Raw genomic sequence first — 25,075 nt, 5'->3', positions numbered from 1 at the left:
GTATTTTTTGAATTATAACCTGAACTCTGCTCAACAGAAAATGAAAGCCCGCGTTAGCGGGCTTATCTGTGTAATTTAACAGCGTTGGGCTTTGAATGTTATTTAAGGGGCAGGGATTGCAGTTCGCCATTCCTTCCACTTAGGATCGCCGGATTGATTTAGGTAAAAGCTTTGACCCTCACTTGCTCTGGGCTGAAGTTCAGTACCTTCTGGCGTTGAAAATGTCACACCACCGCGAATTAGACTATCCATCGTACCGGCTTTAATACTGGCACCAGAAAGACCGATTTGTACATCGACCCCAGATACATTCCAAAACACGCTGTTGGCACGAACTAAGTAGGCGAACTCTGGCTTAATTTGAAAGGTTGATATCACTCTATCAGCAAATGGACCGAGTTCGACGTCAGTGACGCGCCCAATTTCGATATCACGATATAAAATTGGGGTACCTTCTTTGACGGAACCTCGGTTTTCACTTTGCAGCGTAAACTCAATGCCATTCTCTACTTTAGGGAAATCAAATAGCTTAAATTGCTTTTGCGTTTTCCCATTACCAGGTTCGACGGCGATATATTGCGAAACGAGTGCATTCAAATTTTTCACACCACTCAAACCAAATTCAGGTTTAACAAGCCAAAAATAGGCGTCTGAATTGGCGATTTGCTCTACGTATTCGGGCAGAATTCGAGCCGTAATCTCAACTCGTTCATGGGTAAAGTCGGGGAGTGTTAACATGACTTCCCCCACTTTTACACCTTGATCCTTGATGGGCATGCCTTTTGTTACTTGTTGGTCTGTCGTTGTGGTGACTAATTGAACCGAAGCACCAAACTTTCTTGCGTCGTTAAAGTCTTGATACAACTTCCATTTTTTACCCGTTTTATTTTCTATTCCTGGCATGGAGTCAAAAGCAATACCACCGTCTATCAGTGTTTTTAGTGGTGCGGCTTTCACGCTAACACCAGATAACGACGCTTCAACTTCCACTCCAGAGCGATTCCAAAAAACAGTTTGTGGCGTAATTAAATGTTTGTAGCGATTGTCAATGGAGGTATTGATGTAGACGCCGCCATCGACTAATGAAAAATCCGTTACACTGCCGACCTGCATGTTGCGATAAAGAATGGGGCTGCCTTCTTGAATCGGAGGTAACTCGTTAGCAAACAGAACAAGCTTCATGGACCCTGACTGGTTGTGCTTGGCGAGTTCCGCCAGTGATTTAGTTTGGAATAGCGGGAACTCAACACGCTCGGTGGTTTTTCCCTCACTCACAAAGCTAATCGAACCGGTAAGCAATTGCTTAGCGGGTGGAACGGTTACATTAAGCCCTGCTTTAGTTAGCTCTGCAGTGGCACTCCCTGTCACATAGAATCGATTTTGGGTTCTAATTAGGTTTCGGTACTCAATATCAATGGCAATGTCCATCGCTACGTTATCATCAACGAGCTCAACAGACGTGAGGGAGCCCACCGGAATGCCGCGATATAATACGCTACTCCCTGGCTCTAAACCGAAAGAGTTCTCAGACAGCAAGCGAATAGAAATGGATTTGGCTTTTACTCGATCAAATTCGTCTTGTTTAATCGCATCGAATTGACGGGCTTTGCCACCAGTCCCCGGGACTAATGTTAAAAAATTACCCGTGATTAAATTCGATAGATTCTCAACACCAGACAAAGACACTTTCGCTTCTTCAAGCAAGAATAGCGTGCCTTCGTTTAACATATCACTAAAGGCGGGTTCAATAGACGCAGAAGCGATGATGGAATCCCGGTCATCATTGAGTGCGAGATTGTTTATTTGCCCAATTTCTAATCCTCGGTAAACGATAGGAGAACCGTTGGCTTTCAAATTGCTATTGTCTGGCAGTGTTATGGATATAGGGATACCACGACCAGCCGTTTTTAAATCGCGGTAGAGCTTAAAGGAAGTGCCTTTCTCGACAGGAGCACCACTATCTGGTGAGTCAACGGCAATGGCGCCTGCCAGTATTGCGCTTAAGCTTTCTAAACGAATATCGACGCCTTGAAACCCTACATTGGCACCGATGCCACTGACGTTCCAGAATCGGCTCTTGTCAGTAATAATATGACTAAATTGTTGTTCAATCGAGGCTTTAATGAGTACGCTTTCTGCGTCTTCATTTAGCTTAAAGCTATACACTTCACCTATAGGTATCTTCTTATAGACGATTTTTGAACCGACGGATATGCCACCGAGATCACGAGCTTTGAGTGTGACGGTTAGGCCGTCATTGGCTGCCAGCTCAGCCGGTGCAGTATCCAATGCTTGGAACTTTGTTTTGCTATTGCTGGTCTCTGTTGCCGGATAAATGGAAACATAGTTACCCGACACGAGCGCATCTAGACCAGAAATCCCTGATAACGAGGCTGAGGGTTTCACTAACCAAAACTTAGTGTCTTCGCCGAGTAACTTGGTCGCCTCAGGATAGATGTCCGCATCAACATAGATATTACTCAGGTCTTTAGACAGGTTGATGTCACGAATCATCCCAACTTCTAAACCTTGATACCTGATGGTCGTGCGTCCTGCGATAAGACCTTGGGCGTCGGAGAAATAAATTTGAACACGCTGACCTGCATCATGCACGGCTTTTGCCAATAACCAGCCAGCCAGTATGAGTGTCAAAATTGGCAGAATCCAAAGCGGTGAAATCCGACGATCTTTCTTCACTTCAGGGTTGAACGACATAGGTTGCTTAGTCTCGTTACTCATTACCGCTAATACTCGTCTTAGTGTCTAATACAGAAGAGGATGCTGTCTTTTTATCCCACAGTAACCGAGGGTCGAGGCTCTCGGCTGCAAACATGGTGAATATAACAACAATACCAAACGCTACCGCGCCGAAGCCCGGTGTAAAATTAAGAATTTGCCCTCGGTCTACCAAGGTCAACATAATGGATATCACAAAGAGATCGGTCATTGACCATTTACCGATCCATTTTATGATCCGAAAGATGGTCATCTCAAAACGGTGATTGTTCACTTTATCAAACTGTATACAAAAAAGCAGATACCCCAGCCCTAATATCTTCGCGACAGGAACCACGATACTGGCAACAAAAATAATGATGGCAATACCGATCATGTCATTATTGATTAACGAGGCTACGCCGGAGAAGATGGTGTCTTCTAATCGTTGACCATTGGTGATGAGGATTGATATCGGAATTAAGTTTGCCGGCAGAATCGCCACCGATGCGGCAATGAGGTAAGCCCAAGTTTTCTGCAATGAATAGGGTTTTCTATGATGAAGCTTCGCCTCACAACGTACGCAACGGTCTGCCTCTTTCTGAGAAAGGTGGCAACTGTGGCAATGAATCTCTTTCACTGAAGAACGATAAGCATTTTCCGGTTTCCATGCCTCCCAGTAGCGCCTAACACTGATGCGGCACACGAGTAACACGCTCAGCCCTTGCAGCAGCACTAAGCTATAGAGCGCATGGCCAATGTAGATGTCGGAATAGTCTTGCAGTTTGAAACATGAGATTGCAATACTAATAAGAAAGACATCTAACATCATCCAATGCTTACTGTGTGTCAGTATGCTTAAAGACCACTTGAGTGTTTTAAACCAGTGGTACCGAAGTGCGAGGTGGGTGGTAAGTACCGCAGTGCACATAGCGACCGGCGCTATGGTGTGACAAAAAAGAGTCAGCAACGCGAGACCCGGGTAGCCTTCTTGACTTAACGCTAACACGCCTTCAAATAGTGTGCCTTGAATCATCACGCCCACCAACCTGATGGTGATGAAATCAAAATAGTGAGAAGGAATAAAAAGCAAGAGGCAAGTAATGGCGATTGCCAAATTACCATTGATCGAGTGATGCTCACTGCGATAGAGCTGAGTCCCACAACGAGGGCAGTCGGCACTATACCCTTTATCCAATCCTACCACGGCTACCGGCAACTCACAGCACTGGCATAGCCGCACATTTTGGTTCTGGGGCAGGTCATTTGTTTGTGGAACTTGTGAATTAGAAACAACGCGCATCGTAAACTCCAAAATACGTGTACGATGCGTTCATTTCGTCACGATTAACTTGCGGATTGCACCGAACCATACAGGGTTTGATAAAGCCCCTGTTGTTCAACCAGTTCGATGTGAGTACCGGTTTGGGTAACTTGTCCATCTTCCAACACATAAATTAAATCCGCCTGTTTGACCGCAGACAACCTATGCGCAACGATTAGGGTTGTCCGGTTTTCCAAAAAAGCACTTAAAGCAATGTGCAAAGCTGCCTCTGTCGAGGTGTCGAGTGCCGATGTTGCTTCATCTAGGATGACAAACTGTGGATTGCTTAATATCATTCTAGCAATCGCGAGCCGTTGCCGCTGTCCTCCGGAAAGACGAATCCCATTTCGACCGATTTCGGTATCAAGGCCATCGACTAATTTGCTCGTGACATCTTGCAGTTGGGCAACGTCTAAAGCATTCCATATTTCACGGTCATCATAGTGACGTCCGAGCGTCAGATTATGCCTTATGCTGTCATTGAATAGTATAGGTTGCTGTAAAACAACAGCAATTTTATCTCGAATTATGTCAAAACCAATGTCACGGCTATCAGAACCATTATAATTGATGATGCCTCGTTGTTGTGTATAAACGCCAATCAGTAACTGTATGAGTGTGGACTTGCCACCACCACTCGCTCCAACCAGTGCCACTTTCTTTCCTGCGGGTATGTTGAGGGTTAAATTACGAAGCACGTCTTTGTCATCGTCATAACAAAAACTCACGTTTTGGATCGAGACATCCACCTGTTTTCCATCCTGGAATGGATTAATCTTACTGACGGTCTTTGCTTCTTCTTCCAGACCCAACAATGAGTTAATTCTTACCAAGGCAGCCTTGGCGCTGTACCAAGAAAATTGAATGCCTAACAGTTCTTGCACAGGGCCTAGCATGAACCATAGGTAGCCAAATACCGCAAAAATCTGCCCAATGGTTAAGTCACTAAATAAGACCATTACCATAGCAACCGCGCGAAACAATTCAAATCCGATGAGAAAGAGAAGAAACGAGACACGGCTGGCCGCTTCTGATTGCCAAGCGTATTTATCGGCATTGACACGGATTTGGTCGGCTTGAATTTTTAGTTGTTGTAAAAACTCTCGCTCGCGATTCGCCGCCCTTAGCTGATAGATACCATCAAGTGTTTCAACCAAGCGATTTTGAAAACCTTCAAAGGCTTGGTTTTCTTTCTTCTTAAGGTGCTTAACCATGCCGCCTAATTTACGAGAGAAATAGATAACGACTGGGTTGACCAATAAAATGAAGAGCCCAAGTCTCCAGTCAAGCCATAGTAGGACAATCGCGGTGCCGAAGACGGTAAGAAAGCTGACGATGAATTTACTAAGCGTTGAACCGATAAACTGGTCAATGGTTTCAATGTCAGTAATTAAATGCGCATTAATGCCACCACTGCCGCGTGTTTCGTACTGACGGATACTAATTCGACCTAGTTTATCAATCATTTTGCAACGGATTTGATAAGTGATGGTTTTCGACACCAGCGTGAACTGACGACTTTGCAAAATATTGAATGCTTGGCTGATCGCACGCATTAGAACAACAAGAATGAGCGTAAGACCGATGTAACCAATTGGTGTTTCGAAAGACTGAGGGAGAAGTGCATTCATGTAACTCAGCCCCAACCCCGGTTGATTCAACAATACCTCATCTACCATAAGCGGCATCAATAGTGGAATAGGGACGCTAATTAATGTGGCAATAATGGCGATTAAATTTGCGCCAATAAGTCGAGACTTGTGAGTTTTTACTTGTGTTATCAACCAAGAGCGGCTAATAGTGTCATTCGTACTGGTCATATTTATGATAATGAGTCCTATTTAGATTGTGGCATTGTACGTGGATTAGAACAAAATCAAAGCACTATATTAATGGAAATATCATGAATTTAGACAATTACGATCGCCTAGCTAAACAAGCAGTTGCACTGACTGAATCAGAAACGGATTTTATCGCTAACCTTTCTAATATTAGTGCACTTCTTAATATGGAGTTAGACGATCTTAACTGGGTCGGCTTTTACCTTATGAAAGAGGGTGAATTAGTATTAGGTCCTTTTCAGGGCAAACCTGCTTGTGTTCGAATTCCGATAGGCAGAGGTGTGTGCGGTACAGCGATTGCTTCGAATACGGTTCAGAGAATTTCAGACGTTCACGAATTTGAAGGGCACATTGCTTGCGATGCTGCGAGTAATTCTGAGATTGTGATTCCGTTTTCTGTGAATGGCGAAGTGGTCGGGGTATTGGACATAGATAGCCCAAGTATTAATCGATTTTCCGAAATTGACGAAATTGGACTGACAAACTTCATGAGATCTGTAGAAAAGGTGCTCAATTCCCATGCAAACGTGGTCTAAAATCACATTTGCTGGTGGTTTTTCTATAGCAGGTCACTATAATACCAAGAATATTTTTCTTAATGCTTCGCGGAAAACCGCATTAACCAGGAACCCACATGGAAAACACTGAGAAGTTGAAGAACAGCAAAGAAATTATCGCGTATGTTGCTGAATGTTTCCCTAAATGCTTTACTGTAGAAGGTGAAGCGAAACCGCTTAAAATTGGTATATTTCAAGATCTTGCTGAACGCTTGAAAGATGATGAGAAAGTAAGTAAAACTCAGCTACGTGCAGCGTTAAGACAATACACTTCTTCTTGGCGTTACCTGCACGGTGTTAAACCGGGCGCAGTACGAGTAGATTTAGATGGTAATGCTTGCGGAGAACTTGAAGCTGAACATGTAGAGCATGCTCAAGCGACACTAGCTGAAAGCAAAGCAAAAGTAGCGAATCGCCGCAAAGAGCAAGCTCAAAAAGCGCGTGAAGAAGCGAAAGCGAAACAGCCTAAAGCTAAAAAGCCGCAAGCTCGTAAACCACAAAGTAGTGCAAGCAAAAACGCAAAAGTAAGCAAGCCTGTTGAAACGCGTGCTTTGAACAACGATGAATTGATCGTAGGCAAAGACGTTAACGTAAACATGGGTAAAGGAAACATGGCTGCGACCATTGTTGAAATCAATAAGGAAGATGTGCGTGTTCAGCTAGTCAATGGCCTACAAATGGTTGTTAAAGCGGAGCATTTGCGCGCTTAAAGGAGAAACTCCTACGCATGAAGTGCCGTTCAAAAGTATCTTTGATTGCTGCTAGCCTTTGGCTAGCAGCATCTTCAGCTCACGCTTTAGAAGCTAAATATCAGAAAACTGATATTCCGACATTAGCTCCAGAAGCACAACATGAAACCGCGAGTAAACGAGTAACGTCTCGTTTTACACGATCTCACTATAAGCATTTCACTCTAGATGATGAGTTTTCCAAAGCGATGTTCAATCGTTATTTGGAAATGCTCGACTACAACCGTAATATTTTTACTCAGTCGGATATTGATGGCTTTAAGGCTTGGTCGACAGTGCTCGATGATCAATTGAAAGCGGGTAATAACCAGGTTGCGTTTGATGTCTATAACCTCTCAATGCAAAAGCGATATGATCGTTTTGTATACGCATTATCGTTACTCGATTCTGAGATGAAGTTTGATGTCGATGAAGGTATAGAGCTTGATCGTTCGGAAGCCAATTGGGCTAAAGACGAAGCTGAACTTAATGAGTTGTGGCGTAAACGCGTTAAATATGACGCGCTGAACCTGAAACTTGCAGGTAAAGACTGGGACGAGATAAAGGAAACGTTAGGCAAGCGTTACAACAACGCGATCAAGCGAATCACTCAATCTCATAACGAAGATGCTTTTCAGATTTACATGAACGCGTTTGCGCGTGAAGTTGATCCGCATACCAGTTATTTGTCGCCACGTTCTGCTGAGCAATTCCAGTCAGAGATGAATTTATCTCTTGAAGGGATTGGTGCGGTACTTCAAATGACCGATGATTACACCATTATTCGTTCTCTAGTTGCGGGTGGCCCTGCGTCAAAAAGTAAGCAATTAGGCGAAGGCGATAAAATCATTGGTGTTGGTCAAGACGGCAAAGAAATTGTTGATGTAATTGGATGGCGACTCGATGACGTCGTACAACTTATAAAAGGACCAAAAGGGACCAAAGTTAAGTTGCAAATTTTATCTGATAGTAAAGATGCCAAAGCGCAAGTGGTTGAAATTACAAGAGATAAAATTAGGTTAGAGGACCGGGCCGTTAAGTCTGAAATCTTTGAGAAGGATGGTAAGAAAATTGGTGTTCTCGAAGTTCCTAGCTATTACGTAGGACTTTCTAAAGATACCGACAAACTTATTACCGAACTTAAAGAGAAAGGCGTTGACGGTATTATTGTCGATTTGCGTAATAACGGTGGTGGTGCGTTAACAGAAGCAACCGCAATGACCGGATTGTTTATTGACAGTGGTCCAGCGGTACAAGTTCGTGACAGCTATGGTCGTGTTAACGTTAATAACGATACCGACGGAAAAGTGAGTTACGAAGGTCCGTTAACCATACTGGTAAATCGATATAGCGCCTCGGCATCTGAGATCTTTGCTGCTGCATTGCAAGATTATGGTCGTGCCATAGTTTTAGGTGAGAATTCATTTGGTAAGGGCACGGTACAACAGCACCGTTCACTAAATCACATCTATGACTTATTTGATAAAGAACTGGGTTACGTGCAATACACGATTCAGAAGTTTTATCGAATTAATGGCGGTAGTACGCAAAATAAAGGGGTAGTACCTGACATTGCGTTCCCAACACCAATCGATCCTGCGGAAACCGGGGAGAGCGTAGAAGACAACGCCCTACCTTGGGATAGCATTGACCCTGCAAAATATCAAGTGTTACAGCGTAACGATGAGATGATTGCAGCATTAACCAAGAAGCATGAAGCACGAATTGGCTCTGACATGGAGTTTGGATTTATCGCTGAAGACATTGCTAAGTACAACGCTGAAAAAGACGACAAAACATTGTCGTTAAATGAAGCAACAAGGCAAGCTGAAAGTGATAATCATGACGTGCGACGACTTGACCGTATCAATGCTCGTCAAAAAGCGGCGGGAGAAGATCTTTTTGCTACGCTAGATGACGTACCAAAAGATTACGAAGTGCCTGATGCGTATCTCGACGAATCTGTTGCCATTATGGTCGATATGATTAAGCAGTAGAAACAAAGTTGAATTTTAAAAGCGAGCGTGAGCTCGCTTTTTTTTGTCTAAAATTTGTGTTCTCAAAGCTGATACTAATAAAGGAAATTTGTGATTTAGATCAAAAAATTTAGCATTCTCGTAGTGAGCGCCTAAGCTTAAGTAAACAGCAAAGGGGAAGCATATGAGATGGATTACCGTGATTTTATGTGTGGTATCGTTTGGCGTATTATCTGATACACGTAAAGACAATAATGATTTGACCCAGTTTGATCAGCCTTTTTTACTGGGTGACTGGTATTTGATAAACCCGACTCCCGAAGAATCGCCTGATGCGTTTTTGGCGATTAAACTTTCCCTCGACTCGAACTACTCGTTCAATATCGATATTCAAAAACAAGACTACAGTATTGAACATTGGGAAGGTTTGTTTACCGCTAATGAAGATACCATAATTTTGGGACTCAACAGTGACGAACCGCAGGTCTATAATTACAGCGGTAATCACCATATGTTAAATCTAAATGGAGTGGTGTTTACTAAAGCGCTTCCCAATGCGCTTGCGGGAATTTGGTCATCGACTACAGTGACAGGTGATGACAAGCATGCCAATGACATCGCCAGAATGGATTTAGTGTTGCAACCCGATTTCGTTTTTACATTTCGCGTAAGTTCAAACGAAGGAAATGAAGCGATTCATAGTGGGGTGTATTACACAGAAGACGATCACATTGTTCTGCTTTATCCAGATGGTGAGCACGATGCCACTTACACTTTGAATCAAGATGAATTGACGCTAGAAGTCGAAGATGGGGATATGTTTGCGGTACTTAACCGGATCAGGTAATGCTAACTTATGCTCACAAAAAAAACGCCAATATTAATTGGCGTTTTTTGCGTTAAGGATCTGCAATCGGTTGATACATGGGGTTATAATTGTTTGGTATTTACAGCGACAATGCTAATTATAACAAATAAGGACTAAAGGATGACTGAGTCAGCACCTAAAGCCAAATACCGTAGCGATTATCAATCGCCTTCTCATTTTATCTCAGATGTAAACTTAACTTTCGATCTTCATGAACGTGACACTCACGTGACGGCCATCTCTACTGTTAAGCAAAATACCGACTCAACGACTTTACTTTTAGATGGTGAAGGTATTGAACTGGTTGCCGTGCATATCGACGGTCAAGTGTGGTCTGATTATAAGCAGTTAAAATCAGGTCTTGAGTTATCAAACTTACCTGCTGAGTTTGAGCTCAAAATTGAAAACAAGATTTCGCCAATTACCAATAGCGCACTTGAAGGCTTGTACTTATCTGACGGTGCGTACTGTACACAATGTGAAGCCGAAGGTTTTAGACGCATTACTTATTTTCTAGACCGGCCTGACGTACTCGCTACCTACACGACGAAAGTCATTGCCGATAAAGTGGCGTTCCCACACCTACTTAGTAATGGTAACAAAGTTGAAGAAGGTGAGGTGGATACGCAAAGACATTATGTCATTTGGCAAGATCCCCATCCTAAACCATGTTACCTATTTGCTTTAGTCGCTGGCGACTTTGATGTGCTGCGTGACCAGTATACAACACGATCTGGTCGTAAAGTGGCATTAGAAATTTTCGTTGATAAGGGCAATCTAGACCGAGCAAATCATGCCATGGTGTCATTGATTAATTCGATGAAGTGGGATGAAGAACGTTTTGGATTAGAATACGATCTCGATATTTATATGATTGTTGCCGTCGACTTTTTCAATATGGGGGCGATGGAGAATAAAGGCTTAAATGTTTTCAACTCCAAGTTCGTTCTAGCCAATGAAAAGACGGCGACAGACACTGACTATTTAGGGATTGAGGCGGTTATCGGTCATGAGTATTTTCATAACTGGACCGGTAACCGAGTCACTTGTCGAGACTGGTTCCAACTCAGTTTAAAAGAAGGGCTAACGGTATTTCGTGACCAGGAGTTTTCTTCAGACCTTGGCTCTCGTGCCGTCAACCGCATTAACAATGTTCGAATCATTCGTGGCCCTCAGTTTGCGGAAGACGCAAGCCCAATGTCTCATCCTATTCGCCCAGAAAAAGTTATTGAGATGAATAACTTTTATACTTTAACGGTATATGAGAAGGGTAGTGAAGTGATCCGAATGATGCATACTTTGCTAGGTGAGGGCAAATTCCAAGCGGGAATGAAGCTTTACTTTGATCGCCATGATGGAACTGCTGCTACGTGTGAAGATTTTGTCTGTGCCATGGAAGATGCATCTGGAATTGATCTTACGCAATTCCGTCGTTGGTATAGTCAATCAGGAACGCCAACGGTCAGTGTGAAAGCGAACTATGACGAAAACACGAAAACGTACGCGTTAACGCTTACTCAACGAACTAAACCGACACAAGATCAACAGGAAAAACAAGCACTACACATTCCATTTGACGTAGAACTGTATGATAGTGAAGGAAATGTTTTAGAGTTACAGTGTAACGGTGGTGCGGTCGGGAATGTCTTAAGTTTCACTCAACAAGAGCAAACATTCGTCTTTGAAAATGTTGATACCGAACCAACGCCATCAATGCTGAGAGAGTTTTCAGCACCAGTAAAACTGGAGTTTGACTACTCAGATGAACAGCTCGCATTTTTAATGATTCATGCTCGAAATGAATTTGCCAAATGGGATGCTGGGCAAATGTTGCTGGCAAAGTATGTTAAATCAAACGTTGAAGCAGTATTAAACCAACAAGCGATTACATTGCCCGAGCTTGTTATTGATGCGTTTAGAGGGGTGATCTTAAACGATCAGCTTGATCCTGCGTTTATTGCTGAAGTGCTTTCTTTGCCAAGCTTTAATGAGGTTGCAGGTTGGTATGATATTGTCTCAGTTGATGCGGTTTGTGATGTGCTTAAAGGCGTAAAACACATTATTGCCACTGAACTAAAAGATGAGTTATCAGCGACGTACCATTCTCTGGGTCAGCAAGATTATAGCGTTAACCATAGTGCGATAGCGAAACGAGCGCTACGGAACCTTTGCTTACAATACTTGGCGACAATGGAAGAATATGCATCTCTAGTGTCTAATCAGTTTGATGTTGCAAATAATATGACGGATACGATTGCCGCGATGGTTGCTGCTAATAGTAGTTCTTTGCCTATTCGACAAAACCTTATGGATCGCTATAGTGATGATTGGAGCCACGATGGCTTGGTTATGGATAAATGGTTTGCGTTACAGGGATCAAATCCAAGTGACAATGCACTTGAAAATGTTAAAGCGTGTATGTCACATACAGCGTTTAGCTTGAGTAACCCAAACCGAGTGAGAAGCTTGATAGGTTCATTTCTTAATATGAATCCGCGCCGTTTTCATGATAAGTCGGGCAGTGGTTACCAGTTTGCTGGTGAAATTCTGCGAAGTCTTAATGAATCGAACCCGCAAGTTGCATCACGATTGATCGATCCTCTACTCAAATTCAAGAAATACGATGCCAAGCGCCAAGCGCTGATCATTGTTGAGTTAGAAAAATTGAAAGCGATGGATAATCTCGCCAATGATCTGTATGAGAAAGTGACGAAGGCGTTAGACGCTTAGGTTGTAATACTTAAATCTTAATAAATAGGTCTTAAATATCTAAATCATTGAAATTTAAGACCTTGAATTATAGCCACTTGACCACAGCGGATACGCAAAAATTAGGTAAACCATCACTACTGTATATTTAAACAGTAGTGATGGTTTTTATCAGATAACAGCGTGTATTTGTCTAATGTTGGTGCATGTTTATACGGTTTACGTAGTAGAGAGTAGTGAAGGGTAGTCATTCACTTTTAATCGCGACAAATCGACGAATTAACAATGACTGTGTTTATATACAGTGTTTTTGGTAGGGCAAGTTTTCACATGACTCATTATCATTTTTCCGTGAATATTCGTTATCAGGCATTTATAGAGCATTACACTGGGCATGCTGCGAACATTTTGGTCGTTACAGAAAGTGGACTAAAGCTACAATTACCCGCGGCTCGTTTCCGGCCATATTTAACACAAATAGGTATAAAAGGTCGCTTCAGATTGACAACTGACCACAACAATAAATTTCTACGGTTAGATTCACTGTAATTTGTCGCTTTGCTAGCAAGATAAATAAGTACATTAGTCACACTATCAAACTTTTCTCTCCAACTTATTCCAAATTTCATTAACTCTTTATCAATAAAGCTTTTACAATAAAAGCAGCCTTATCCCCCAATAAAAATAGAAAGTGGAGCGTTACTATGACCACGCGCGAACCCGTTGTCCCGGTTCTTCTGGAGAAAGTTTACAAATTGATTGAGTCGAAGCTTGAGGGCTCGGCTCAGCCATTAGTAACCAAACTCGCCAAACATATCTTTAGCAATGTGTCCCCAGACGACTTGCTACAACGAAATGAATCTGATTTGTATGGTGCCGTTATCAGCCTATGGCACCATCTTAACGAAAAGAAACACGACGAAATCTCAGTCAGAGTCTTTAATCCTGCGGTGAGTAAGCATGGTTGGCAGTCGACACACACTATTGTAGAGATTGCGGTGCCAGATTCACCATTTCTTGTTGACTCCGTCAAGATGGCATTAAATCGACTAGATTTAACTTGTCATATTACGTTGCATGGTCCGACTCAGTTTGAACGAGATGAGAAAGGCCAAATCACTTCAGTTAATGAGAAGAAAGGGCATCTACAGTCTATTTTCCACATTGAAGTTGATCGCTTAAGCGATAAGCAAGAAATGACAGCATTAAAAGAAGAGTTAGTCACTATATTCGAAGATACGAGTTTAGTGGTTAACGGCTGGGAGCCAATGTCGAAGAAGCTTAAGGCGATCACTAAAGATCTTCTTAAAAATAAAGCGATGTTGCCTACAGAAGATGATCGTTTTGATGAAACTATGGCGTTTCTGCAGTGGCTTGGTGATCACAATTTCACCTTTATGGGCTATAAAGAGTTTGATTTAGTTCAGCTAGACGGTGATTCGATACTTAAACCGACCGAAGAAAAAGGTTTAGGACTGTTTTCAAGTGAACAACGTGTTCGTGCGGTTAAAATTTCTGACTTCTCAGATTCAGCCAGGTTAGAAGCGAAAAAGCCTTTCTTGTTGATTCTCACTAAAGGAAACAAAGCAAGCCGCATACACCGTCCAGCGTATACCGATTACATAGGTATTAAAAAGTTCGATAAACATGGCAAAGTCATTGGTGAGCATCGCTTCACTGGCCTATATACCTCAGCAGTCTATAACCAAAGCGTGTCAACGATTCCACTTATCCGTGAGAAGATGGAACGTATTCTGGCTTTAAGTGGCTATCGTAATGGATCGTACTCTTATAAGGCATTAAGAAATATTCTTGAAAACTACCCGCGAGACGAATTGCTTCAGGCGAAAGAAGAAGAATTGCTTGAAACAGGGATGGGTGTTGTACAAATGCAAGATCGTGATTTGATCCGTTTGTTTGTGCGTAGAGATCCATTTGGTCGCTTCTTTAGTTGCATGGTGTATGTGAGTAAAGATCGCTATAACACTCAACTTCGCAAGGATACGCAACGGATCTTAAAAAGCTACTTTGGCTGCGAGCAAGAAGTCGAATTCACCACCTATTTTTCTGAAAGTCCGTTAGCTCGAACGCACTATATAGTAAGGGTTGATAACAACAACATGGATGTCGATGTAAAAGCGATCGAACAAAACTTAATGGAAGTATCTGCCTCTTGGGATGATCGTTTATCAGAAGCGATTGTCGCTAACTTTGGTGAAAGTAAGGGACTACCGCTATCGAAAGTCTATTCACGTGCATTCCCTCGCTCGTATAAGGAAGACATGATGCCAACGTCTGCTGTTGCAGATATAGAGCGTCTAGAAGCGTTAAGTGAGAGTAATAAGTTAGGGATGTTGTTCTATCGCCCACAAGAAGCGGCGGCGGATTCTAAAGAAGTTAAATTGAAGCTTTATCATCGTGATGAGCCGATTCATCTTTCCGATGTTATGCCTATGCTAGAGAATCTTGGGCTTCGTGTTATTGGTGAATCACCTTATGAGGTGATTAAGAGCGATGGCGGCAGCTATTGGATTCTTGACTTTGCCATGCTTCATAAGAGTGAGACAGTAGTCGATCTTCGCGAAGCTCGTGACCGTTTCCAGCAAGCATTCGCTTCTATTTGGGCGGGTGACTTAGAAAGTGATGGCTTTAACCGTTTAGTCTTGGGTTCTGGACTAACAGGTCGAGAAGTTTCGATTCTGCGTGCCTATGCGCGTTATATGAGACAGGTAGGTTTTCCGTTTAGCCAACACTACATTGAAGATACGCTGAATCACTACCCAGAAATTGCAAGGGACTTAGTCGAGCTTTTCTCTCAACGATTTATGCCGTCGTTGAAAGGCAGTAAGAAAGGTCAACAGCGAATCATCGCTAAAATCGACGTGCAATTGGATAAGGTTGAAAGCCTGGATGATGACCGTATCATTCGTCGTTATGTAGAGATGATTTCTGCGACATTAAGAACCAACTATTATCAAAAAGATGAGCAAGGTCTTCATAAACCTTGGTTGTCTCTAAAACTACAGCCTTCAAAGATTCCAGATATTCCGGCACCAGTGCCCGCATTTGAAATATTCGTTTATGCCTCTGATATTGAAGGCGTGCACCTACGTGGCGGTAAAGTTGCCCGTGGTGGTTTACGCTGGTCAGACAGGCAGGAAGATTTTAGAACCGAGATCTTGGGCTTGGTTAAAGCGCAACAAGTTAAAAATACGGTGATTGTTCCAGTGGGCGCTAAAGGCGGTTTTGTTTGCAAGCGTCAACATCAACTCACATCTCGTGATGAAATCTTTGCTGAAGGGCAACGCTGTTATAAGCAGTTTATTCGCGCGTTGCTTGATGTTTCCGATAACATCATTGAAGGCGAGGTGGCTCCGCCTAAGAGTGTGGTACGTCACGATGAAGATGATCCATACTTGGTTGTTGCCGCGGATAAAGGCACGGCGACATTCTCTGATTTAGCGAATTCTGTCTCTGCCGAATATAACTTCTGGTTAGGCGATGCGTTTGCGTCGGGTGGCTCAAATGGCTACGACCACAAAGCGATGGGTATTACGGCAAAAGGTGGCTGGGAATCGGTTAAGCGTCATTTCCGTGAAATGGGCATCGATTGTCAAAGCGAAGACTTCACTGCTATCGGTGTAGGTGACATGGCTGGAGATGTATTTGGTAACGGTATGCTGTTATCGAAACATATTCGTATGCAAGCTGCGTTTAACCATATGCATATCTTCATTGATCCGAATCCAGATTCTGCAGCAAGTTGGATCGAGCGCAAGCGCCTGTTTGATCTGCCTCGTTCAAGTTGGGAAGATTACGATCCTAAATTGATCTCGGCGGGTGGTGGGATATTCCCTAGAAAAGCAAAATCGATCACGTTGACGCCAGAAATCCAAAAGATGATTGGCACCAAGAAGAGCTCTGTGACACCAAATGATCTCATTAAGATGCTGCTGTCTATGCAAGTGGATCTTTTGTGGAATGGTGGTATCGGCACGTACGTCAAGTCATCTTCAGAAACGCATACCGATGTTGGCGACCGTGCTAATGACGTATTACGTATTAATGGCAGTGATTTACGAGCAAAAGTGGTTGGCGAAGGCGGAAACCTTGGTATGACACAACTAGGTCGTGTGGAGTACGCATTAGCTGGTGGCCGTGTTAATACCGATTTTGTAGATAATGTCGGTGGAGTAGATTGTTCAGATAATGAAGTGAACATTAAAATCTTCCTGAATAGCTTAGTGTCAAGTGGCGATCTAACGATCAAACAGCGTAATGAAACACTTGAAGCGATGGAAGACGAAGTAGGTGAGATTGTTCTCGATGATGCTTATTGCCAAGCGGAATCTATCTCCGTGACAGAATACCAAGGTGTTCCATTGATGAAAGAGCAGATTCGCTTTATTCATACATTGGAGAAAGCCGGTTATCTAGATCGAGGGCTTGAATATATTCCTGCTGATGACGATTTACTGGAAAGAGAAAAGCAGGGTATCGGTATGACTCGCCCTGAACTTTCAGTATTAGTTGCGTACGGCAAGATGGTATTGAAAGAGCAGCTGGTGGTGGATGAAATTGCGAGTGATCCTTATCATAATCAACAGCTTACTCAGTATTTCCCATCACTGTTACGCCGTAACTACATCGATAGTATGCCGAATCATCCGCTCAAAGCAGAGATTATCGCTACTGGTCTAGCCAACCAAATGGTGAATGAAATGGGCTGCAATTTTGTGACTCGTTTGCAAGAAGAAACGGGAGCGACCGTTGTTGATATTGCGAATGCGTACGCCGCATCAAGAGAAATTTATGGTTTTGCGTTTACGTTTGAGCAAATACGTAAACTGGATAATGTTGCGACTTCTGAGGCGCAATACGAATTGCTCTTTATCGTGAGGCGTACGTTACGTCGCTTGGCGAGATGGATTTTACGTAATCGCCCTGGAAAACAGTCGGTTGAGCAATTAGTCGCACGTTATCGAGATAACGTCATTAAGATTGAACAGAAACTTGAATCATGTCTCGTCGATGAAGAAGTTGCAGAGCACAATGTTCAGGCTCAAGGTTGGATAGAAAGCGGAGTTGATAAAGATCTCGCGAACTATGTCTCAAGGTTATCGAGTCTATTATCTGCGGTGGATATCTCAGAGATAGCGGCAGAAGCCAACTATGATGTCGAACAAGCCTCGAAGTTGTATTTCCACCTCGGAGACCGTTTATCGTTGCATTGGTTCCTTAACCAAATTAATGGTCAGGCGGTAGACAATAACTGGCAAGCGCTCGCAAGAGCCGCATTTAGAGAAGACCTAGATTGGCAACAGCGTCAATTGACGGCGCAAGTTTTGAGATGTGGCTGTGGTGGGGAGGGTCAAGACGTGATCCTGTCACTTGATAACTGGATGGAGACAAACGAGGTTAGCTTGCAACGTTGGGACAATATTCTTAATGAGTTTAAAGTGGGTAGCGTTCATGAGTTTGCCAAGTTCTCTGTTGCGTTACGAGAGTTGAGTTTACTTAACCTTAATTGTGCCACAAGCCTCTAGATACAAATAGACGTGCTACTTTGTGTTTAAGCGCCCAAATAGGGCGCTTTTTTTATGCCGGCGTTCATTTCGTGACGTGGTCACCTAATAATTGCTTACTTATTCCGCTATACACTTGCTTTTGGTAAATAAAAGCGATTTCTCAATTGCAAGTTCAAACGTTTGCGTCAATAATACCTCCCCGTTTACACGGGTTATCTATCGGAGGCACAATGCTTTACCGTCTTGCCAGAACTGGCTTTTTTCAACTTGATGCCGAAAAGGCTCATGATCTCGCTATTCAAAATTTTAAGCGCTTTACCGGCACTCCTCTTGATTTAGCTTATCGTCAACATCTCCCAAATCGACCTGTCGAATGTATGGGCTTAACGTTTAAGAATCCAGTTGGCCTTGCTGCTGGCTTGGATAAGAACGGTGAGTGTATTGAAGCATTTGGTGCGATGGGGTTTGGTTTTGTCGAAGTAGGGACGGTAACACCTCGTCCACAATCTGGTAATGATAAACCGCGACTGTTCCGTCTTGTAGAAGCGGAAGGCATTATTAACCGAATGGGTTTCAACAATTTAGGTGTTGATAACTTAGTCGAGAACGTTAAGAAGGCAAAGTATGACGGCATTATCGGCATTAATATTGGTAAGAACAAAGACACGCCAATAGAAAAAGGTGCAGAAGACTACGTTATTTGTATGGAAAAAGTGTATGAGCACGCGGGTTACATCGCAGTGAACATCTCTTCGCCTAATACTCCAGGGCTACGTTCCCTACAATATGGCGAAGCACTTGATGATCTTCTTTGTGAATTAAAAGCGAAGCAAGCTGAGCTGGCTGAGAAGCACAGCAAGTACGTACCGCTGGCGTTAAAAATTGCCCCGGATCTTAGCGATGATGAATTGCAGCAAATCTGTGACTCATTGATTAAGAATAAGATTGATGGTGTTATTGCAACGAACACCACACTAGATCGCTCTATTGTTGAAGGTATGAAGCATGCGAATGAGGCTGGTGGCTTAAGTGGTCGTCCAGTTCAATCTCGTAGTACCGAAGTGGTTCGTTTGTTAGCTAAGTATCTTGACGGTCAATTGCCGATCATCGGTGTTGGTGGTATTGACTCTTATGTTTCCGCAAAAGAAAAGTTAATGGCTGGCGCTGAATTGGTTCAAGTATATTCTGGTTTTATTTACCATGGACCAAAGCTTGTCAAAGAGATCGTAAAAAACCTGTAGGGTAAATACTGACGATATCGTTTAGATATCCATCAATATGTTCATATATTGATAGTTCTGTCCAAGTTGCAACCATTGAGAGGGGAAATAGTTTTCCCCTTTTTTTTTGTTCAATCGTTTGTAGAATTAGAGTCAACTGACCAAAAAGGTAATTAAGCGTTTTACCTAACAGTCTGATTATTCTTTAATTATAAGAGACGGAACGATGCTTAAACCCAGCGATACATGGATCTGGTATATGGATGAGAATGAAAATTCTCTGATGCTGGATTTGGGAGATGAGATGGTTTTTAAAACCAATCTTTCCCGTAAACTCTTAGTTGAGTGCGCGATGGGTCAGAATAACTTCACAGTTGATGACGCGTCCGCGTTTCAAATCTATAAAGACCAAATTACGACCCTAGATCTCTCAGAGCCGCGACAAGCAGAGCTAGCGCTATACTGCGTTGCTGCTAAGCGCTTCCATAAGCCAGTACAGCCTAAGAGTTGGTTCTTTGACCATCAAGATGTTTCCTTTCAACCTGAAGAAGGTGAATTGGTCAGATTAACCAACCAATACTCTTCTGGTTTCTTTATTGTATTGGAAGTAGGGGAAAGCGCGAGTTTATGCGCCTTAGTTGATTTGGACCCCTTTAGTCTGACGTCAAATAAGGATGTTCAGTTCGGGCAAAGCATTAAGGTGATGCATGATAGAATGGCTTCGGCTCATTCCTACATGACGTCACTACAACCAATCGCACTGGTTGGTTAGACGGCGTAATAACGCCATAAGAGAAAGCAGTGGTGCTTGTCTCAAGAACATGACAGTGTTCAAGCGATAAAAGTCGGCCTACGGGTCGATTTTTTTTTGCCTACTTTTCCTCAGTATCAGCGTAATCTACATTATTCCCACTCGCTTTCTCCTATCTCTTAGAGCGTTGCTCTTACAAGATTTTGACTATCCACAAAAATTAACCAGAAATTTACGAGAAAAAATGAGCAAATATTGACCGAGGAAATGCCATTTTGCCACCATAAATTCCTCATTTTTGCACATATGTAAGTAACTTTCAGTCGTAAATTGTTCTTGGTATAGTCCAGATCCACGGTGAATAAGTAGTCACTATCGTTGGGTGGTATGTAATTAGGTTTAATTTAAGTTCCATGTATCACGTTCTGTTAAACGCATGGTGTTAGTTTTCAGTTGACTAAAGCTTGCGCAAATAAACGAGAATCCTAATGGAAGCGACTTGTTTGGTTAGTGGGATGGCACATTATCAGGTATAATTGGCACCATTTTTCCGCAGTCAGACATACACTATGAATCAATATCTTGCCGTTACTTCAAATGGGCTAGAAAACCTACTCGCTCGTGAACTTGAACAACTTGGGATTGAAAACGTTAATCCTGTTCAAGCTGGAGTGAAATTTAAAGCGACCAATGAGCAGATCTATCGTGTTTGCCTGTGGAGCCGATATGCTTCCCGCTTCGTCAAAGTCCTTGCAGAATTTACCTGCCAAGATGACATGGATTTGTACTTGTCTGCGTCTGCTGTGAATTGGGTTAATCATTTCCATAGTTCGAAGAAATTTATTGTCGACTTTAACGGTACTAACCAAGAAATTCGTAATAGCCAATATGGTGCGATGAAGGTGAAGGATGCGGTAGTGGACTGCTTTAATAAAAGAAGCCTTCCGCGCCCTAACATCAGCAAAGAAAGTCCTGATATTCGTGTCCACGTACGTCTGCATAAAGACAAAGCTATTCTCGGCCTTGATATGGTAGGGTCTGGATTACATCAGCGTGGTTACCGTACTGAAGCGGGTCGCGCACCTTTACGTGAAACCTTGGCCTCAGCAATCGTTGCTCGAAGTGGTTGGACCCAAGGTGATAACATGCTTGACCCTATGTGTGGTTCAGGTACGTTGCTTATTGAAGCGGCGATGTTAGCGGCGAATATGGCACCGAGTGTAAAGAGAAAAAGCTGGTGCTTTGAATCGCACGAAGACTTCGAACCAGAACTGTGGGCTGAGATAAAATCAGAAGCCAGTGTACAAGGTCGACGCGGTGTCAAAAAGACTGACAGCAGGTTTTGGGGCTTCGATAATGACCCTCGAGTACTACAGACAGCAAAAGATAACGCCCGTCGAGCCGGTGTCGATAGTTTGATTACGTTTGAGCTAGGCGACGCGAGCAAATTGACCAAGCCTGAGGGTTTCGGAGAAGGCGTTGTTATTTGTAACCCACCTTATGGTGAGCGTCTTGGTACTGAGCCTGGTCTGATCGCCCTTTACACTGAATTCGGTAACCAACTAAAAATCGAGTTTGGTGGAAGTAAAGCGTCTATCTTCTCTAGCTCGGATGACTTGTTAAGCTGCTTACGCATGCGTGCTGATAAGCAGTTTAAGCTAAATAACGGTGCGTTACCGTGTCACCAAAAGAACTACTCAATTTCGGGGCGTTCAGCGGAGCAGCTTGCAGAAAAGCGTACCGACCAAGTTGTCGCGCCTGACTTTACTAACCGATTGAAAAAGAACTTGGCCAAAATCGCCAAATGGGCCAAACGTGAAGAACTAGATTGCTATCGTATCTATGATGCGGATCTTCCGGAGTACAACGTGGCTATTGATGTCTATCAAGACCACCTTGTTATTCAAGAGTACGCCGCGCCAAAAGATATCCCTGAAGAAAAGACTAAGCGTCGTTTGACGGACATTATTCGTGCAAGCATTAATGTGACAGGTATTGAAACCAACAACGTTGTGATTAAAGTACGAGAGAAGAAGAAGGGTTCTTCACAATATAACAAGTTGGCGGCGAAATCTGATCGCATGGAAGTGAATGAATACGGTGTGAAATTAATCGTTAATCTTCATGACTATTTAGATACGGGTTTGTTCTTAGATCATAAAATCACTCGTCGTAAGCTTGGTCAAATGGCAGCGGGCAAGGATTTCCTAAACTTGTTTGCGTACACGGGCTCTGCTTCTGTTCACGCAGCAGTAGGTGGTGCGAAGTCCACAACGACAGTCGATATGTCTAATACCTACCTTGAGTGGGCAAAAGAGAACATGCAATTGAATAAACAGGTGGGGAATCAACATCAGTTTATCCAAGCCGATTGTCTACAGTGGCTAGAAAATGCCAATAGCGATTATGATTTAATTTTCATCGATCCACCGACATTCTCGAATTCAAAACGAATGGCGCAATCATTTGATGTACAGCGTGACCACGTTATGTTGATGGAAAACTTAAAGCGTTTGCTTAGAACGGATGGCACTATAGTCTTTTCCAACAACAAGCGTTTGTTCAAGATGGATCACGATGCATTGGCAGAAATCGGCTTAGAGGCGAAGAACATCTCAGATAAGACGTTGCCACTTGATTTCTCGCGTAACAAACACATTCATAACTGCTGGCTTATTACTCACCAGAATTAAGAGAAATAATGACAAAGGAATTGATCTTATACAGCACGGAAGGGTGCCATCTTTGTGAGATGGCATCCGAATTACTTCATCGCGTCGGGCTTTCTCAACAATTCGATATTATTGATATAGCATTTAACGATGAGCTCTTTAGCCGTTACGGGGTCACTATCCCAGTGATCTCAACGGGTTCTTCAGAACTCAATTGGCCCTTCGATATTCATCAATTAACACAATGGTTGAACCTTAATGGCATTACTTACCATTCATAATGGACAACTAGCATTCGGGGACCACCCGTTGCTAGACAAATCAGATTTTGCACTTCAAGAAAATGAACGTGTATGTTTAGTTGGCCGTAATGGTGCCGGTAAGTCGACGTTGATGAAAGTCATCGCTGGCGAAATCGTTATGGATGACGGAAAACTTCAAATCACTCAAGATGTCGTTGTTTCGCGTTTGGAGCAAGATCCACCGCGTAACCAAGAAGGAACAGTTGAAGATTATGTGGCTGAAGGGCTCGCAGAAGTGGGTCAGCAACTGAAAGCGTACCATGCATTATTGGATCTTGTCGCTCATGATCCAAGTGAAAAGAACATTAATAAGCTCGCGAAGATTCAAGACACGCTAGATGTATTAGGGGCGTGGCGTTTTGAAGACCGCATCAAAAATATTCTCGCGGCGCTAAAGCTCGATGGTGCAACATTGCTAACAGATTTATCTGGTGGGTGGCAGCGTAAAGCCGCACTTGCACGTGCATTGGTTTGTGACCCAGATGTATTACTTCTTGATGAACCGACCAACCACTTAGATGTTGCGACGATTGAGTGGCTTGAAACTTTTTTGAAAGATTTTCGTGGCTCTATCATCTTCATTTCTCACGACCGAGCGTTTATTAGCTCTATGGCGACGCGCATTGTCGATTTAGATCGCGGTCAGTTGGTCTCTTATCCTGGACGCTATGATCAGTACTTAATTGAGAAAGAAGAAGCACTGCGTGTAGAGGAAATGCAAAATGCTGAGTTTGACAAGAAGCTCGCGCAAGAAGAAGTGTGGATTCGTCAGGGGATAAAGGCGCGTCGTACACGTAATGAAGGTCGAGTCCGAGCTCTGAAGAAACTTCGCGAAGAAAGAAGCGACCGACGTGAAGTACAGGGCAAGGTGAACCTGAAAGTCGACGATGGTGTTCGTTCAGGTAAGATTGTCTTCGAAGCCGAAAATCTCAGCTATGATATCGAAGGTAAGACAATCGTTAAGGACTTCTCGTTTAATATCATGAGAGGTGACCGTATCGCGTTGATTGGCCCCAATGGCTGCGGTAAGAGTACATTAATTAAGTTGTTGCTTGATAAGCTGCAACCATCTTCAGGTAAATTGAAGTGTGGCACTAAACTGGAAGTGGCGTACTTCGACCAATACCGAGAATTGCTTGATCCAGAAAAAACAGTAATCGACAACTTAGCCGATGGTAAGCAAGAAGTAACGGTAGGTGGTCGTGAACGACATGCCCTGAGCTACTTGCAAGATTTCTTGTTTGCCCCTAAGCGTGCTCGCACTCCGGTAAAAGCCTTATCTGGTGGTGAGAAAAACCGTTTGTTATTAGCGCGTATTTTCTTAAAACCCAATAACCTGTTGATTCTGGATGAGCCAACTAACGATCTTGATATCGAAACGTTAGAGTTACTCGAAGATTTACTTGGTAACTACCAAGGTACGTTGCTTCTAGTGAGTCACGATCGTCAATTTGTTGATAATACTGTGACCACGAGCTGGATTTTTGAAGGTGAAGGGGTTATTGAAGAGTTTGTTGGCGGTTATCATGATGCGCAACAGCAGCGTTTACAGGTTAAAAATGCCAGACGTGAGTTAGAACCCGTAAAGACGGTCGAAAAAGCAGCGGTTGAACCTAAAAAGAGTACGAGTGCTGTGAACTCTAAACCGAAAAAGCTGTCGTATAAACTGCAAAGAGAGCTTGAAGCGCTGCCAGCGCTGCTCGAGCAGTTAGAAGAAGAGTTAGGTTCATTACAAGAAGTTGTGAATAGCGCCGAATTTTTCTCAAAACCCGTTGATGAGACTCAACCAATATTAGATAAACTCTCTGCTAAAGAGCAAGAGTTGGACGTTGCTTTCGAGCGATGGGAAGAGCTAGAAGCAATGCAACAGGAAAGTTAGCCTAA

General features: G+C 43.1%; 15 protein-coding genes. 12 read left to right on the top strand and 3 right to left on the bottom strand.

Translation table 11 applies throughout. The annotated features are described in order from the left end of the window. Positions 1-102 precede the first annotated feature (102 nt). The 3 genes from MD535_RS00210 to MD535_RS00200 are packed head-to-tail and all read right to left on the bottom strand — an operon-like array spanning position 103 to position 5,859. Positions 103-2,739, bottom strand: coding sequence for a PqiB family protein (locus MD535_RS00210; RefSeq protein WP_265672877.1), 2,637 nt, complete (start codon positions 2,737-2,739; stop codon positions 103-105). Next, positions 2,732-4,018, bottom strand: a complete 1,287-nt coding sequence (locus tag MD535_RS00205; RefSeq protein ID WP_265672876.1) for a paraquat-inducible protein A — start codon at positions 4,016-4,018, stop codon at positions 2,732-2,734. The genes MD535_RS00210 and MD535_RS00205 overlap by 8 nt, the downstream gene beginning before the upstream one ends. Positions 4,019-4,062: 44 nt before the next feature. Beyond that, positions 4,063-5,859, bottom strand: coding sequence for an ABC transporter ATP-binding protein (locus tag MD535_RS00200; RefSeq protein ID WP_265672875.1), 1,797 nt, complete (start codon positions 5,857-5,859; stop codon positions 4,063-4,065). An 83-nt stretch (positions 5,860-5,942) separates the two neighbouring features. On the opposite strand from MD535_RS00200, the gene MD535_RS00195 reads away from it, so the two are divergent. From MD535_RS00195 to MD535_RS00140, 12 genes are all read left to right on the top strand, one after another. Further along, positions 5,943-6,416, top strand: coding sequence for a GAF domain-containing protein (locus MD535_RS00195; protein WP_265672874.1), 474 nt, complete (start codon positions 5,943-5,945; stop codon positions 6,414-6,416). 98 nt (positions 6,417-6,514) lie between these two features. Further along, the gene (proQ, locus tag MD535_RS00190; RefSeq protein ID WP_250619024.1) at positions 6,515-7,147 is read left to right on the top strand and encodes an RNA chaperone ProQ; all 633 of its coding nucleotides are present in this window, start codon (positions 6,515-6,517) and stop codon (positions 7,145-7,147) included. A 17-nt stretch (positions 7,148-7,164) separates the two neighbouring features. Continuing rightward, the gene (gene prc, locus MD535_RS00185) at positions 7,165-9,162 is read left to right on the top strand and encodes a carboxy terminal-processing peptidase (protein WP_265672873.1); all 1,998 of its coding nucleotides are present in this window, start codon (positions 7,165-7,167) and stop codon (positions 9,160-9,162) included. A gap of 163 nt (positions 9,163-9,325) precedes the next feature. Beyond that, positions 9,326-9,988, top strand: a complete 663-nt coding sequence (locus tag MD535_RS00180) for a hypothetical protein (protein ID WP_265672872.1) — start codon at positions 9,326-9,328, stop codon at positions 9,986-9,988. Positions 9,989-10,129: 141 nt separating this feature from the next. Continuing rightward, positions 10,130-12,739 carry an aminopeptidase N gene (pepN, locus tag MD535_RS00175; RefSeq protein WP_265672871.1) on the top strand — a complete coding sequence of 870 codons (2,610 nt, stop codon included), beginning with the start codon at positions 10,130-10,132 and terminating at the stop codon, positions 12,737-12,739. Positions 12,740-13,048: 309 nt separating this feature from the next. Then, positions 13,049-13,267 (top strand): DUF2835 domain-containing protein, encoded by a 219-nt coding sequence (locus MD535_RS00170; RefSeq protein ID WP_265672870.1) that lies wholly within the window; start codon positions 13,049-13,051, stop codon positions 13,265-13,267. A gap of 155 nt (positions 13,268-13,422) precedes the next feature. After that, a complete protein-coding gene (locus tag MD535_RS00165) occupies positions 13,423-18,264 on the top strand; it encodes an NAD-glutamate dehydrogenase (protein WP_265672869.1) in 4,842 nt (1,613 codons plus the stop codon). A 212-nt stretch (positions 18,265-18,476) separates the two neighbouring features. After that, positions 18,477-19,487, top strand: a complete 1,011-nt coding sequence (gene pyrD / locus MD535_RS00160) for a quinone-dependent dihydroorotate dehydrogenase (RefSeq protein WP_265672868.1) — start codon at positions 18,477-18,479, stop codon at positions 19,485-19,487. 205 nt (positions 19,488-19,692) lie between these two features. Next, positions 19,693-20,238 carry a cell division protein ZapC gene (locus tag MD535_RS00155; protein WP_265672867.1) on the top strand — a complete coding sequence of 182 codons (546 nt, stop codon included), beginning with the start codon at positions 19,693-19,695 and terminating at the stop codon, positions 20,236-20,238. A 548-nt stretch (positions 20,239-20,786) separates the two neighbouring features. After that, positions 20,787-22,910, top strand: coding sequence for a bifunctional 23S rRNA (guanine(2069)-N(7))-methyltransferase RlmK/23S rRNA (guanine(2445)-N(2))-methyltransferase RlmL (gene rlmKL, locus MD535_RS00150; protein ID WP_265672866.1), 2,124 nt, complete (start codon positions 20,787-20,789; stop codon positions 22,908-22,910). Positions 22,911-22,918: 8 nt separating this feature from the next. After that, positions 22,919-23,170: a glutaredoxin family protein gene (locus MD535_RS00145; protein ID WP_265672865.1), complete on the top strand. Its 252-nt coding sequence runs from the start codon at positions 22,919-22,921 to the stop codon at positions 23,168-23,170. Then, complete coding sequence (locus tag MD535_RS00140; protein WP_265672864.1) at positions 23,148-25,070, top strand: ABC transporter ATP-binding protein; 1,923 nt, start codon at positions 23,148-23,150, stop codon at positions 25,068-25,070. The genes MD535_RS00145 and MD535_RS00140 overlap by 23 nt, the downstream gene beginning before the upstream one ends. The last annotated feature ends 5 nt before the right edge of the window (positions 25,071-25,075 follow it).

Source organism: Vibrio qingdaonensis (assembly GCF_026191675.1).
In the GTDB taxonomy this organism is placed as follows: Bacteria; Pseudomonadota; Gammaproteobacteria; order Enterobacterales; family Vibrionaceae; genus Vibrio; species Vibrio qingdaonensis.
Note: the sequence above shows the minus strand (reverse complement) of the source record. Positions and strands in the feature narration are given on the sequence as shown.

What these genes read in the sequence shown, in the direction of transcription:
- MD535_RS00210 (WP_265672877.1), bottom strand. Translation starts at nt 2,739, where the DNA reads ATGAGTAACGAGACTAAGCAACCTATGTCGTTCAACCCTGAAGTGAAG.
- MD535_RS00205 (WP_265672876.1), bottom strand. Translation starts at nt 4,018, where the DNA reads ATGCGCGTTGTTTCTAATTCACAAGTTCCACAAACAAATGACCTGCCC.
- MD535_RS00200 (WP_265672875.1), bottom strand. Translation starts at nt 5,859, where the DNA reads ATGACCAGTACGAATGACACTATTAGCCGCTCTTGGTTGATAACACAA.
- MD535_RS00195 (WP_265672874.1), top strand. Translation starts at nt 5,943, where the DNA reads ATGAATTTAGACAATTACGATCGCCTAGCTAAACAAGCAGTTGCACTG.
- proQ (WP_250619024.1), top strand. Translation starts at nt 6,515, where the DNA reads ATGGAAAACACTGAGAAGTTGAAGAACAGCAAAGAAATTATCGCGTAT.
- prc (WP_265672873.1), top strand. Translation starts at nt 7,165, where the DNA reads ATGAAGTGCCGTTCAAAAGTATCTTTGATTGCTGCTAGCCTTTGGCTA.
- MD535_RS00180 (WP_265672872.1), top strand. Translation starts at nt 9,326, where the DNA reads ATGAGATGGATTACCGTGATTTTATGTGTGGTATCGTTTGGCGTATTA.
- pepN (WP_265672871.1), top strand. Translation starts at nt 10,130, where the DNA reads ATGACTGAGTCAGCACCTAAAGCCAAATACCGTAGCGATTATCAATCG.
- MD535_RS00170 (WP_265672870.1), top strand. Translation starts at nt 13,049, where the DNA reads ATGACTCATTATCATTTTTCCGTGAATATTCGTTATCAGGCATTTATA.
- MD535_RS00165 (WP_265672869.1), top strand. Translation starts at nt 13,423, where the DNA reads ATGACCACGCGCGAACCCGTTGTCCCGGTTCTTCTGGAGAAAGTTTAC.
- pyrD (WP_265672868.1), top strand. Translation starts at nt 18,477, where the DNA reads ATGCTTTACCGTCTTGCCAGAACTGGCTTTTTTCAACTTGATGCCGAA.
- MD535_RS00155 (WP_265672867.1), top strand. Translation starts at nt 19,693, where the DNA reads ATGCTTAAACCCAGCGATACATGGATCTGGTATATGGATGAGAATGAA.
- rlmKL (WP_265672866.1), top strand. Translation starts at nt 20,787, where the DNA reads ATGAATCAATATCTTGCCGTTACTTCAAATGGGCTAGAAAACCTACTC.
- MD535_RS00145 (WP_265672865.1), top strand. Translation starts at nt 22,919, where the DNA reads ATGACAAAGGAATTGATCTTATACAGCACGGAAGGGTGCCATCTTTGT.
- MD535_RS00140 (WP_265672864.1), top strand. Translation starts at nt 23,148, where the DNA reads ATGGCATTACTTACCATTCATAATGGACAACTAGCATTCGGGGACCAC.